The organism is Paraburkholderia sp. NMBU_R16, from assembly GCF_013282575.1.
GTDB lineage: Bacteria > Pseudomonadota > Gammaproteobacteria > Burkholderiales > Burkholderiaceae > Trinickia.
This window is the reverse complement of record NZ_JAAAYE010000038.1, coordinates 27,637-41,015: the sequence shown is the minus strand read 5'-3', so window position 1 is coordinate 41,015 and position 13,379 is coordinate 27,637. Positions and strand designations below refer to the sequence as shown.

Sequence of the window (13,379 nt, the reverse complement as noted above, 5' to 3'; positions counted from 1 at the left end):
CCGGCTGAAAAATACTTGGGTGGACTGCGGTCGAGCGCACGACGTAGCATCATGCATCGCGAACATTTGTCGCACATGGGCGCTTTTTATCCCAACCGAGCGCCCGCATCGAGCGCATCAGCATCGCAACTCTTGACCCTTACCGATGGCCGAACAGGAAAACCGTCCCGAACCGCACCGCCCCTCCCACGACCCCGGTCCAGGCGAAGCGCCGAAACCTGTCGCCCCCCGCTCCCGAGGCCGCCGACTCGGAGTGCTCGTCGCCGCAGTCCTGGTAGCGGCGCTCGTGCTGGCTTGGTGGCGGCCCTGGAGCCGCACGAATCCCTCCGGCGCGGTGCCGGCCGGCGCAAGCGGCGCACACGCGGGCCGCGGCGGTGCGGGCCGGTTGGGGAACATGCCGCAACCGGTACACGTCGCGACAGCCGTGCGCGGAGAAATGCCCATCGTGTTGACGGCGCTCGGCACGGTGACGCCGCTGGCCTCCGTGACGGTCAAGACGCAATTGGCCGGTACGCTGCAAAGCGTCGCGTTCCGCGAAGGGCAAATGGTCAAGCAAGGCGATCTGCTCGCCCAGATCGATCCGCGTCCCTACCAGATCTCGCTCGACAACGCGCAAGGCACGCTCGCAAAAGACATGGCGCTGCTGCAAACGGCGAAGCTCGACCTGGAACGCTATCGAGCGCTGCTCGCGCAGGATTCGATCGCCCGCCAGCAGGTCGACACGCAGGCATCGCTCGTGAAGCAATACGAAGGGCAGGTGCGCTCGGATCAAGCGAGCGTCGACACCTACAAGCTCGATCTCGTCTACGCGCGCATCACCGCGCCGGTCTCCGGGCGAGTCGGCCTCCGTCAGGTCGATCCTGGCAATTACGTGACGCCATCGGACACGAACGGCATCGTCGTCATCACGCAATTGCAGCCGATCAGCGTCGTCTTCACGACCTCCGAAGACAATCTGCCGGCCATCCTGAAAAGCATGCACGCGGGCGCGAGGCTTTCGACGACGGCTTACGATCGCAACAACACGGCACCGCTCGAAACGGGCTACCTCGATACCATCGACAACCAGATCGACACCGCAACGGGCACCGTCAAGCTGCGGGCGCTGTTCAAGAACGACGGGCAACTGCTGTTTCCAAATCAGTTCGTGAACGCGCGGCTGCTCATCGATACGCTTCACGATGCGGTGATCGTGCCGACCTCGGCTGTGCTCAACGGCGCTTCCGGCCGCTTCGTCTACGTCGTGAAGTCCGACAATACCGTCACCGTGCGGCCCGTGACCGTCGGCCCCGTCGACCGCGAACGCACGAGCATCGCGTCGGGGCTCACGGTCGGCGAGCGCGTCGTCATAGACGGTACCGACCGCCTGCGCGAAGGCGCCAAGATCACGATTCCGGCTGACGCAGCTTCGGGCGCCTCGCAGGGCAATGCTGCCAGCGCGGCGGCCGGGCACGCCCGCGCTCACGGCCACGCGGCAAGCGGCGGACGGTCCGCATCGGCTGCCGGCGCGCAATGACGATCGCAATGAGGCACCGGACCCGGGCATCGAACGCATGAATCCTTCCCGCGCCTTTATCCTGCGCCCGGTCGGCACTGCACTGCTGATGGCGGCGATCATGCTGGTCGGCCTCGTGGCGCTGCGCTACCTGCCGATCTCGGCACTGCCCGAGGTCGACTACCCGACCATTCAGGTGCAGACGTTTTATCCCGGCGCGAGCCCCGATGTGATGACATCGTCAGTGACGGCGCCGCTCGAGCGCCAGTTCGGGCAAATGCCTTCGCTGAATCAGATGGCCTCGCACAGCTCCGCGGGCTCGTCGATCATCACGCTGCAGTTCAGCCTCGACTTGCCGCTCGATGTGGCCGAGCAGGAAGTACAGGCCGCGATCAACGCGGCGGGCAACCTGCTGCCGTCGGACCTGCCCGCGCCGCCCATCTATGCGAAGGTGAATCCGGCGGACGCGCCGATCCTGACGCTGGCGATCACGTCGAAGACGATGCCGCTCACCGACGTGCAAAACCTCGCCGACACGCGCCTCGCGCAGAAGATTTCGCAAGTCGCAGGCGTCGGCCTCGTGAGCCTGTCGGGCGGCCAGCGCCCCGCCGTGCGAATCCAGGCGAATCCGCTGGCGCTCGCCTCCTACGGTCTCAATCTCGACGACCTGCGCACGACGATCGCCAACCTCAACGTCAACACGCCGAAGGGCAACTTCGACGGACCGACGCGCAACTACGCGATCAACGCCAACGACCAGTTGACCGACGCCAGCGCCTACCAAAGCGCGGTGGTCGCCTACAAGAATGGCCGGCCCGTCATGCTGACCGACGTGGCGAAGATCGTCGACGGCGCGGAGAACACGCGGCTCGGCGCCTGGGTCGGCATGCAACAGGGCTCGCAGCGCGTGACGCCCGCCATCTTGCTGAACGTGCAGCGCCAGCCGGGCGCGAACGTGATCCAGGTGGTGGACAGTGTGAAGAAAATCTTGCCGCAGCTTCGCGCATCGTTGCCCGCGGCGCTCGACGTGGCCGTGGTCACGGACCGTACGACGACCATCCGCGCCTCCGTGCGCGACGTGCAATTCGAACTCGCAGCGTCGGTCGTGCTCGTCGTGCTCGTCATGTACCTCTTTCTCGCCAACGTCTACGCGACCGTCATTCCGAGCCTCTCGGTACCGCTTTCGCTGATCGGCACGCTGGCCGTCATGTATCTCTGCGGTTTCTCGCTCGACAACCTGTCGCTGATGGCGCTGACGATCGCGACGGGCTTCGTCGTCGACGACGCGATCGTCATGATCGAAAACATCGCCCGCTACGTCGAGGCCGGCGAATCGCCGCTCGAGGCGGCGCTCAAAGGCTCCAGACAGATCGGCTTCACGATCATCTCGCTGACGGTCTCGCTGATCGCCGTGCTGATCCCGCTGCTGTTCATGGGCGATGTGGTGGGGCGGCTCTTTCACGAGTTCGCGATCACGCTCGCCGTGACGATCGTGATCTCGGCGGTGGTCTCGCTGACGCTCGTGCCGATGATGTGCGCCAAGCTGCTGCGCCACACGCCGCCGCTTGAAAGCCACCGCTTCGAAGCCAAGGCTCATGCGGCCATCGACGCGATCATCGCGCGTTACGGCGTCGCGCTCGAATGGGTGCTCGAGCGGCGGCGCGCAACGCTGGTCGTAGCGGTGCTCACGCTCGTACTGACCGGCGTGCTCTACGTCTTCATCCCCAAGGGCTTTTTCCCGGTACAAGACACAGGCGTGATCCAGGCCATCACGCAAGCACCGCAGTCGGTCTCCTATCGATCGATGGCCGAGCGCCAAAGCGCACTCGCCGCCGAGATCCTGCGCAATCCCAATGTCGAGAGCCTGACCTCGTTCATCGGGGTGGACGGAACCAATGTGACGCTCAACAGCGGCCGCATGCTGATCAACCTGAAGCCGGCGAGCGAGCGCAGCGAAAACGCGAGCAGCGTCATCCGCGAGATCACCGCATCGGTCGCCGACGTACCCGGCATCTCCCTTTATATGCAGCCCGTGCAGGATCTGACGATCGACTCGACTGTCAGCCCCACGCAATATCAGTTCATGCTGACGGACCCCAATCCCGACGAATTCTCGGCGTGGGTGCCAAGGCTCGTCGAGCGGCTTAAAACGGCGCCGGAGCTGGCAGACGTCGCCACCGATCTGCAGGAAAGCGGCCGCTCGGTCTATGTCGAAATCGACCGCGCGAGCGCCGCGCGCTTCGGCATCACGCCGGCCACGGTCGACAATGCGCTTTACGACGCATTCGGACAGCGCATCGTGTCGACGATCTTCACGCAATCGAACCAGTACCGCGTGATTCTGGAAGTCGAGCCGCAAATGCAGCACTACATCGACGCGCTCAAGTCGATCTATCTGCCCTCGTCGATCGCCTCGAGCGGGCAAGTGCCGCTCGCCGCCGTCGCGACGTTTTCCGAACGGCCGGCGCCGCTGCTCGTCACCCACCTCGGCCAGTTCCCCGCCACGACCGTCTCGTTCAACCTCGCCCCGGGTGCCTCGCTCGGCCAGGCCGTGAAAGCGATTCGTGCGGCCCAGGCCGAGATCGGCCTGCCCGCGTCGTTCCAAACCCACTTTCAGGGCGCCGCACTCGCCTTCCAGGCCTCGCTCGCGAACGAACTGTTCCTGATTCTCGCGGCCGTCGTCACGATGTACATCGTGCTCGGCGTGCTCTACGAGAGTTTCATCCATCCGATCACGATCCTCTCGACCCTGCCGTCCGCGGGGGTGGGCGCGCTGCTCGCGCTGATGATCTCGGGGCACGACCTCGATGTCATTGGCATCATCGGTATCGTCCTGTTGATTGGTATCGTCAAGAAAAACGCGATCATGATGATCGACTTCGCGCTCGAAGCCGAGCGCGAAGAAGGCAAATCGCCGCGCGAGGCGATTTATCAAGCGTGCCTGTTACGTTTCCGGCCGATCCTGATGACGACGATGGCGGCGCTCCTCGGTGCGCTGCCGCTGATGCTCGGCACGGGCGTCGGCTCGGAGCTGCGTCATCCGCTCGGCATCGCGATCGCGGGCGGTCTGCTCGTCAGCCAGTTGCTTACGCTGTTCACGACGCCGGTGATTTACCTCGGTTTCGATTCGCTCGCGCGCAAGCTGCGCGAACGCTTCGGCCCGGCGGCCGGACGCGGACACGCGGGCGATACCGGTGTATGAGGGCATGAGCGCATGAATCTCTCGGGCCCGTTCATTTCGCGCCCCGTCGCGACGACGCTGCTCGCGATCGGCATTGCCTTGTCGGGCATCTTCGCATTCGTGAAGCTGCCCGTCGCGCCGCTGCCGCAGATCGATTTCCCGACGATCGTGGTCATGGCGCAGATGGCCGGAGCAAGCCCCGATACGATGGCGACGAGCGTCGCGAGTCCGCTGGAACGGCATCTGGGGCAGATCGCGGACGTCACTGAGATGACCTCGCAAAGCTCCGTCGGCTACACGCGCATTACGCTGCAGTTCGGATTGAACCGCGATATCGACGGCGCCGCGCGCGACGTACAAGCGGCCATCAATGCGGCGCGCGCCGACTTGCCGACCAGCCTGCGCAGCAATCCGACCTATCACAAGTACAACCCGTCGGATGCACCGATTCTCGTTCTCTCGCTGACTTCCCCCACGATGTCGGCCGGGCAGCTCTACGATGCGGCATCGACGGTACTGCAGCAAGCGCTCTCGCAAGTGGACGGCGTCGGCGAAGTGGACGTCAGCGGCGCGGCGAACCCCGCCGTGCGCGTCGAGCTCGAACCGCAGGCGCTCTTTCACTACGGCATCGGGCTGGAGGACGTACGCGCCGCGCTCGCCGCGGCCAATGCGCACAGCCCGAAGGGCTCGATCGATTTCGGCCCGCACACCGTGCAGATCTATACCAACGATCAGGCTACGCGCGCCTCGCAGTACAAGGATCTGATCATCGCGTACCGTAACGGCGCGGCGGTCAAGCTGTCCGACGTGGCCGAAGTCGTCGATTCGGTCGAGGATTTGCGCAACCTGGCGTTATCGAACGGCAAGCGGGCGGTGCTCGTCATCCTCTACCGGCAGCCCGGTGCGAACATCGTTCAGACCGTCGATCGCGTGATCGGCATGATCCCGCAGCTGAAGGCATCGCTTCCAGCCGCGATCGATGTCACCCCGGTGATCGATCGCTCGACGACGATCCGCGCCTCGCTCAAGGATACGGAGCACACGCTGCTGATCGCCGTCACGCTCGTCGTGTCCGTCGTATTTCTGTTTCTGCGCAACTGGCGTGCAACGCTGATTCCAAGCGTCGCCGTACCGATATCGATCATCGGTACCTTCGGCGCGATGTATCTGCTCGGCTACTCGATCGATAACCTTTCGCTGATGGCGCTCATCGTGGCGACCGGCTTTGTCGTCGACGACGCGATCGTCGTGCTCGAGAATATCTCGCGGCATATCGAAGAAGGTGTACCGCCGATGCGCGCGGCTTATCTCGGCGCGCGCGAAGTGGGCTTCACGGTGCTGTCGATCAGCCTCTCGCTCGTCGCGGTGTTCCTGCCCATTTTGCTGATGGGCGGCATCATCGGCCGGCTCTTTCGCGAGTTTGCGGTCACGCTGTCGGTGGCGATCGGCGTTTCGCTCGCGATTTCGCTGACCGTGACACCGATGATGTGCTCGCGCCTCTTGCGTCCGATCCACGAACAAAAAGCGCAAGGCCGTCTCGCGCGCACGCTCGAGCGCGGCTTCGACAGGCTCGCGGCCGGCTACGAACGCACGCTCGGCTGGGCGCTCGCACATCCTGCGCTCGTGCTTGCGACGCTCGTCGCCACCGTCGCACTCAACGTCTATCTCTATATAGCGGTGCCCAAAGGGTTCTTCCCCCAGCAGGACACTGGACGCCTCGTCGGCGGCATCATGGCTGACCAGAGCACGTCTTTCCAGCTCATGAAGACCAAGTTCGCCGAGATGATGGAGATCGTCAAGAAAAACCCGGCCGTCGATACGGCGACGGGTTTCACCGGCGGCCGCGCGACGAACGCGGGCTTCATGTTCATCTCGCTCAAGCCGAAGAGCGAACGCAAACTGTCGGCCGATCAGGTCATCGCCCAGTTGCGCGGCCCACTCTCGCACGTTGCCGGCGCGCAGACCTTTTTGCAGGCGGTGCAGGATATCCGCGTCGGCGGGCGCCAATCGAACGCGCAGTATCAATTCACATTGCTCGGCGATTCGACGGCCGAGCTGTATGAGTGGGGACCGAAGCTCACCGAAGCGCTCAAGCGTCGCCCTGAGCTGGTCGACGTCAATTCGGATCAGCAACAAGGCGGGCTTCAGTCGATGGTGACGATCGATCGCGCCAGTGCCGCCCGCTTCAAGATCACGCCGTCGCAAGTCGACAATACGCTTTACGATGCGTTCGGCCAACGCCAGGTCTCGACGATCTACAACCCGCTGAACCAATATCACGTAGTGATGGAAGTCGCGCCGCGCTATTGGCAGGACCCGGAAATGCTGAAGCAGATCTATATCAGCACGTCGGGCGGCAACGCGAGCGGCTCCCAATCGACGAATGCCGTCGCCGGGACCGTGAGCGCGTCGACGAGCGGCAGCGCCAGCCGCACTGGGAGTGCGGGCACGGGCGCCGCCGCGGGGACCTCAGCGGCTGCCGACGCAGCGCGCAACCTTGCGACGAATGCGATCGCGGCGAGCGGCAAGTCGAGCGCCTCCACCGGTTCCGCCGTCTCGACCTCGCGCGAGACGATGATTCCGCTATCGGCCATCGCCTCGTTCGGGCCCGGCAATACACCGCTGTCGGTCAGTCACCAGGGTTCGTTCGTCGCTTCCACTATCTCGTTCAACCTCCCGCCCGGCCAGTCCCTGTCGAGCGCGACAAAAGCGATCGAGCAGACGATGGCCGAGATCGGCATGCCGGGAACGATTCACGGCAGCTTTTCGGGCACGGCGCAAGCGTTCCAGTCGTCAGTGTCGACGCTGCCCATCCTCACGCTCGCGGCACTCGCGGCCGTCTATATCGTGCTGGGCGTGCTCTACGAGAGCTACATCCATCCGATCACGATTCTCTCGACCCTGCCCTCGGCCGGCGTCGGCGCGCTGCTCGCGCTGCTGGCTTTCAAGACCGAGTTCAGCATCATGTCGTTCATCGGCGTCATTCTGCTGATCGGCATCGTGAAAAAGAACGCGATCATGATGATCGACTTCGCCATCGAAGCATCGAGGCAGGGTATGTCGTCGCTCGATGCCATTCGGCGTGCCTGTCTGCTGCGTTTCCGACCGATTCTCATGACGACCTGCGCCGCATTGCTCGGCGCGCTGCCGCTCGCCTTCGGCACCGGCGAGGGCGCCGAACTCCGCTCGCCGCTCGGGATTTCCATCGTCGGCGGCCTCATCGTGAGCCAGGTGCTCACGCTTTACACGACGCCGGTCGTCTACTTGTGCCTGGACCGGCTGCGCGTTCGCTGGGCGCGCCGCCGTGCACCCGGGCTCGCGTCCGGCGAGTCCCACTGAAGATCAGAAAAATCCCGCTTTGTGGGCCGTAAAAGATCGGAATAATTGTGAGACGCGCTGTTATGGCACTCGCGGCGCGATTGGCATACCTTTGATTCGTGCGCCGGTCGGTTTCGGCGCTGCCCTCTGAAGGAGATCGTCGTGCGATGGCGAAACGCTTCCCTCGCGCTGCTCGCGGCCGCCGCGGCCTGCGCAAGCGGTACGGCCCACGCGGCACGCTGGAACGTGGGCGTATTTGTCGGGGCCCCCGCGCCCTACTACCCGGTGGTCCCGGCGCCGTACTACTACGGACCCTATCCGCCGCCTTACGTCCCTTATGCGCCCTACCCGCCGGCGTATTACGGCCCGCCCGTCATCGTATCCCCGCCGGTCGTCGTCCAGCCGCCCGAGCCCGATGTCTACATCGAACGCTCGCAAGCGGCGCCCTCGACGACGCAACGTTCGTCTTCGGGCAAAACCTATTGGTACTGCGCGGCGTCTAAAAAGTATTACCCCTACGTCAAGGACTGCGCGGGCGGCTGGCAGGACGTCCCGGCCACGCCCGAGCGAAATCGCTGAAGTGAGGTCGCCGATGCTTTCCTCCTATCATGACGGCCAGCGGGCCAAACGGCGGCTCGTCGCCGCTCCCGCGGCGGCGGCGCTGGCGGCCGCACTCGCCGGCTGCACGGTGATGCCGAGTGGCCCAAGCGTGTTGGCATTGCCCGGAACCGGAAAGTCTTTCGATCAGTTTCGCGGGGACGATGCGTCGTGCCGGCAATATGCTCTCGCGCAAGTGGGCGGTGTCAGCGCCGAACAAGCGGCAACGACGAGTGCCGTCGGCTCGGCGGCGCTCGGCACGGCAGTGGGCGCCGCGGCCGGCGCCGCGTTCGGCGGCGGCCAGGGTGCGGCGATCGGCGCGGGCGCGGGGCTTCTCGGGGGCAGCGCCATCGGTGCGGGCACCGCACAGGCCTCCGGATACGGGATACAACGCCGCTATGACTATGCGTATATCCAATGCATGTACGCAGCGGGCGAGCGCGTGCCGGTGCCTGCCGGGATGGCGCGAAGCTACCGGCAACAGTTCGATGCCGAAGGGCAGCGTGACAGGGGGGCGCCGGAAATACCGCCGCCCCCGCCGCCACGTCAATGAGACGGCGCGGCCTTCACCGGACGCGCGGCGTGCCACGTCTCATCGGTGCGGGTGTTCGGCCGCCCATTGCTTCACGGCGGCAAGCGTGTTCTTGACATGCTCGTCCGGCGATAGCGACGTGTACTCGTAGACGATACGGCCATCCGGGGCAATCACATAGGACACCCGGTTCGCTCGCTTGGTCACGAGCGGCAACGCGGCATCGTACGACTCGATGATGTGGCCGCTTTCATCGGCAGCCACGGGGAACTTGCTGCGGCACTCGCTGACCGAAAAGCGCGCGAGCGTTGCGATATCGTCGTGCGACACGCCGATCACCGTCGCGCCATATCGTTTATATTCATCGACGGCATCGGCGAATTCGTGTGCTTCGATGGTGCAGCCTTTCGTGAATGCCGCGGGATAGAAGTAAAGCACGACGGGGCCGCGCTTGAGCGCGTCGGCCAGCGAGTAGGAGAACGTCTTGCCGCCAAGCGAGGCCTGCGTCGTGAAGTCGGGCGCCTTGTCGCCCGCCTTGAGCACGGCAACCGCGTCGAACGACCAGGCTCCCAGGCCGGTCATCAGCGCCGTGCATAGCGCGATACGTCCCATCCATCGTTTCATGTCGCTTCCTCGAATCGGTTCAACCTCTGCGGGAGAGCCGCCAATGCGGGCTACCGCCATTGTCTCAAAGAGCGCGATTCCCGGCTGAATCGGTAGGCGGCGGTAACAGCGCGTAACAATTCGCGAAAACCGCTAAAGAATTTCGGATCGGAGCCGATAATCCGCCTGATGGAGGCGTGCGCGGGACGCGCCCCGCGCGGCGCGGGCCTCATCGAAGCACATTCGCCGCAATGTCGGGACCCGTCGTCAGCGAGATTCAATGGAAGCAAAAAGAAGCAACGTGCCGCGCCGGCGCACCTGGCGTGAGACGATCGACCGGCTGTGGCGGCGAAAAACCGCGGCCCCGCCCGTGGCCGCCGCGGCCGTCCCGGCGCCGCAGGGGCGCAATGCGCTGGCCGCCGAATTGGACCGGCTCGTCCGCGGCGTGGACTTCCTGGCTTTTGTCGACGCCGGCTTGCACTTTCTCTACGTGTCCGAAGCGAGCCTGCGTTTCGTCGGCTATCGCCATGAATATCTACGTGCGGTCACGCTGCACGAATTGGTCGCGGCCGGCGACACCGCCGCCCTGGACGACCTCCTTGCACGCGCGAGTGCCTCGGGCGGCGTCGAGCGCGCCACCGTGCACTTGATGAAATCTCTGACCTACCCGATTGCGGTCGAACTGCGCGCCGTGGCGGGTATTCATGAAGGCACCCTCGGCTTCGCGATCTCGGCGTTCGACATTTCAGGCTGGCGCGCCACCGAAGAACGCCTCACCTACGAGCTGCACAACGACCGCATGACGGGCCTCGCCAACGGCACGGCACTCGCCGCGGCGCTCGAGAGCGCTCTGGAAACGGTGGACACACAAAGTACCGGCGCGGCGCTGCTGCTCGTCGATCTCGACGACTATCAACGCGTGAACCGGGCACTCGGCTACGAAGCGGGCGACGCCTTGCTGCGCGAGACGGCCGCGCGGCTCGCGAGTCTCGTGTCATCCGAGGAAACGCTGGCGCGCGTGACGAGCGACGAGTTCGCGGTACTCGTGCGCGCAGACACGCGCGAGCACGCGGCCGCGGCCGCCGAAGCGCTCGCGCGCCGTTTCATGACCGCAATACAACAGCCCTACTCGTTCAACGGCCAGGCTGTCCATCTCTCGGCGAGCGTCGGCATCGCGCTCTATCCCGATCCGGCCGTGCCGGGCGGCGGCCGGGCCGGCCACCACCAGCAGTTTTTGCGACGCGCGGATCACGCGCTCGCTCAGGCGAAGGCCTCGGGCAGCAATACGATCGCATTTCACACGCCCAACGCCGATCCGGCCGATGCCGAGCGCCTGAAACTCGAAGCCGATCTCTACGACGGCGTGCGCAACGGCGAGTTCGCGCTGCATTTCCAGCCGATCACCGAGAGCCGGACGGGCGGCGTGGTCGGCGTGGAGGCGCTCATGCGCTGGCACCATCCGGTCCATGGCCTCGTGCCGCCTTCGACGTTCGTCCCGCTGGCCGAATCGATCGGGCTCATCAACTACCTCGGCAACTGGGTGCTCAAAGTCGCCTGCATGCAGCTCGTGCAGTGGGACATCCAGGGCATCGCGCTGCAATACGTCGCGGTCAACGTCTCGCCGCAGCAGTTCCGCGATCCGCGCTTCACGCAAAACGTGCGCGACGCGCTCACGCTCACCGGGCTTAACGCGAGCCGCCTCGTGCTCGAGATCACCGAGAGCCTGCTGATGCAGGACCCGGCCCATGCGAAGGCGCTCCTCGAGGAGCTGACGGCGCTCGGCATCCGCTTCGCGATCGACGATTTCGGTACGGGCTACTCGAGCCTTGCGTACTTGCAACGTTTTCCGCTCGCCAAGCTCAAGATCGACCGCAGTTTCGTCGAGAACCTGCTAACCTCTCGCAACGACCAGGCCATCGTATCCGCCGTAGTCGGACTCGCGCGCACGCTCGAGCTCGAACTCGTCGCGGAAGGCGTGGAAACGGAGGCGCAACGGCGGCTCCTGACCGAGATGGGTTGCGGGCACATCCAGGGGTGGTTGGTCTGCCAGGCTCTGCCCTCGGAAGAGCTCGCGCAACGCTTCGCGGCCCGCGTTTTGCGCCTGCACGAAGACGCGTCTTTCGCTTGAAGCACGCGAAAAAGGCACGCAGGACGGCTCCATCAATCGACATGTATATGGTTTTGACGGAATTCACATGGTAAAGGCGGCGCTGCTCGATAAGCTCTGGGCTCAAATGAGCGAGCGCGGCGACTTTCCGATGCTCTCCCAATCGCTGCGGACCACAGTGGCCGCGATGAAAAACGACGATCTCGACTTCTCGGCGCTGGTACAGGTCGTCTTGTCGGATTTTGCGCTGACGCAAAAGGTCCTGCGGCTCGCCAACTCGGCGATGTACATGGCATTCGGCGGCAACATCACGACGGTCACGCGCGCGCTGATGGTGCTCGGCATGGATGCGGTCGGCCACCTCGTCGTCGGACTCAAGCTCGTCGATCACTTCCACCAAAGCGCGCCGCACCGCATCGACGCGAAGCTCGAACTCAACCGTACGCTGCTGTCCGGCAGCGTGGCACGCAAGCTGACTTCGGACACAGCGGATTTGGGCGCGGGCGAGGAAGCCGTCGTTTGCACGCTGATGCGGCAAGTCGGCAAGCTGCTCGTCGTTTGCTATCTCGAAGCGGAGTGGGACACGATCCGGCGCAAGGTCGAAAGCGATGGGCTCGACGAAGCCGCTGCCTGCAACGCCGTGCTTGGCGTCACCTTCGACGAAATCGGCCTCGAAGCGGCCTCGCGCTGGCGTCTGCCGGAGCAGATCCGTGCGGGCATGGGCCGCTATGAACCCGAGGCGAACGAGCCGCAGCACGTCCAATGGCTACGCGCGGTAACCAATTTTTCGGCCGATGTGGCCGACGTGCTGAGCGCGTCCGATGTACACGCGCAAGCCCCCGAAATGGAACTCGCAGCGTTGGCGCAACGCTACGGCGACGCACTGGCGATAGCGCCGGAGGCGCTCGTGTCGATGAGCACGGCGCTCGCGCGCGAGGAAGCCGGCATGGGTGTCATGCGGGAAATCGTGGAACTGCGAGCAAGCGCCGATGCCATTGCTCGCGCGGGCGTGGCGCCGGAGGCGCGCATCGCCGCGGGCCTCGAGGATCTACGCGCGCTGCCCTCCGAGAATGCGCTGGCGCCGGTCCTGGCGCTTGCCTCGGAGACCGTGCTGGCCGGTCTCGGCTTTGCCCGCACGATCGTCTTCGTGCGACAGGCACCGGGGCTATTCAAGTCGCGGCTGGGCTTTGGACGCGATGTGGAGAAACTGCTGCCGACGCTTTCGTTCAATGAAGCGTTCGAGCCCGACGTGTTTCATCTTGCGATCGCCAACTCGATCGGCATTTTCATCGAGAACGCGCACGATCCGAAGATGCTCGCACGGCTGCCGGCCTGGTTCCGCGATGCCTTTTCCGACGCCCGCTCATTCGTCCTGCTGCCCGTGACCGTCGACCAATCGACGGTCGCGCTGCTGTACGGCGATTGGTCGCACGCGCAAGAGCCCCGCAAGATCTCGCAAGTCGAAATGAGCGCGCTCAACGAGCTCGCCCGCGAGCTCGGCCGCTTCTTCGCACATGCGCCGGCGCAGGAAGTCGAAACGCTCTGA

General features: G+C 64.9%; 8 protein-coding genes. 7 read left to right on the top strand and 1 reads right to left on the bottom strand.

What is annotated here, in order from left to right:
• Positions 1-145: 145 nt before the first annotated feature.
• The 5 genes from GWC77_RS18975 to GWC77_RS18955 all read left to right on the top strand — a co-directional run bounded on the left by GWC77_RS18975 (position 146) and on the right by GWC77_RS18955 (position 9,144).
• Positions 146-1,516 carry an MdtA/MuxA family multidrug efflux RND transporter periplasmic adaptor subunit gene (locus tag GWC77_RS18975; protein WP_173259549.1) on the top strand — a complete coding sequence of 457 codons (1,371 nt, stop codon included), beginning with the start codon at positions 146-148 and terminating at the stop codon, positions 1,514-1,516.
• 37 nt (positions 1,517-1,553) lie between these two features.
• A complete protein-coding gene (locus tag GWC77_RS18970; protein WP_173259581.1) occupies positions 1,554-4,697 on the top strand; it encodes an MdtB/MuxB family multidrug efflux RND transporter permease subunit in 3,144 nt (1,047 codons plus the stop codon).
• 12 nt (positions 4,698-4,709) lie between these two features.
• Complete coding sequence (locus tag GWC77_RS18965; protein WP_173259547.1) at positions 4,710-8,015, top strand: efflux RND transporter permease subunit; 3,306 nt, start codon at positions 4,710-4,712, stop codon at positions 8,013-8,015.
• Between the two features lie 141 nt (positions 8,016-8,156).
• Positions 8,157-8,573, top strand: coding sequence for a hypothetical protein (locus GWC77_RS18960; protein ID WP_173259545.1), 417 nt, complete (start codon positions 8,157-8,159; stop codon positions 8,571-8,573).
• A 112-nt stretch (positions 8,574-8,685) separates the two neighbouring features.
• Positions 8,686-9,144, top strand: a complete 459-nt coding sequence (locus GWC77_RS18955; RefSeq protein WP_254367037.1) for a YMGG-like glycine zipper-containing protein — start codon at positions 8,686-8,688, stop codon at positions 9,142-9,144.
• Positions 9,145-9,183: 39 nt separating this feature from the next.
• On the opposite strand, the gene GWC77_RS18950 is transcribed toward GWC77_RS18955, so the two are convergent.
• Positions 9,184-9,747: a peroxiredoxin gene (locus tag GWC77_RS18950; RefSeq protein ID WP_173259541.1), complete on the bottom strand. Its 564-nt coding sequence runs from the start codon at positions 9,745-9,747 to the stop codon at positions 9,184-9,186.
• Positions 9,748-10,006: 259 nt separating this feature from the next.
• On the opposite strand from GWC77_RS18950, the gene GWC77_RS18945 reads away from it, so the two are divergent.
• On the top strand, positions 10,007-11,854 hold the full coding sequence (locus GWC77_RS18945) for a bifunctional diguanylate cyclase/phosphodiesterase (protein WP_173259539.1): 1,848 nt from the start codon (positions 10,007-10,009) through the stop codon (positions 11,852-11,854).
• A 67-nt stretch (positions 11,855-11,921) separates the two neighbouring features.
• A complete protein-coding gene (locus tag GWC77_RS18940; RefSeq protein WP_173259537.1) occupies positions 11,922-13,379 on the top strand; it encodes an HDOD domain-containing protein in 1,458 nt (485 codons plus the stop codon).

Excerpts from the sequence above, each read along its gene's own strand:
- GWC77_RS18975 (WP_173259549.1), top strand. The coding sequence starts at position 146 with ATGGCCGAACAGGAAAACCGTCCCGAACCGCACCGCCCCTCCCACGAC.
- GWC77_RS18970 (WP_173259581.1), top strand. The coding sequence starts at position 1,554 with ATGAATCCTTCCCGCGCCTTTATCCTGCGCCCGGTCGGCACTGCACTG.
- GWC77_RS18965 (WP_173259547.1), top strand. The coding sequence starts at position 4,710 with ATGAATCTCTCGGGCCCGTTCATTTCGCGCCCCGTCGCGACGACGCTG.
- GWC77_RS18955 (WP_254367037.1), top strand. The coding sequence starts at position 8,686 with ATGCCGAGTGGCCCAAGCGTGTTGGCATTGCCCGGAACCGGAAAGTCT.
- GWC77_RS18950 (WP_173259541.1), bottom strand. The coding sequence starts at position 9,747 with ATGAAACGATGGATGGGACGTATCGCGCTATGCACGGCGCTGATGACC.
- GWC77_RS18945 (WP_173259539.1), top strand. The coding sequence starts at position 10,007 with ATGGAAGCAAAAAGAAGCAACGTGCCGCGCCGGCGCACCTGGCGTGAG.
- GWC77_RS18940 (WP_173259537.1), top strand. The coding sequence starts at position 11,922 with ATGGTAAAGGCGGCGCTGCTCGATAAGCTCTGGGCTCAAATGAGCGAG.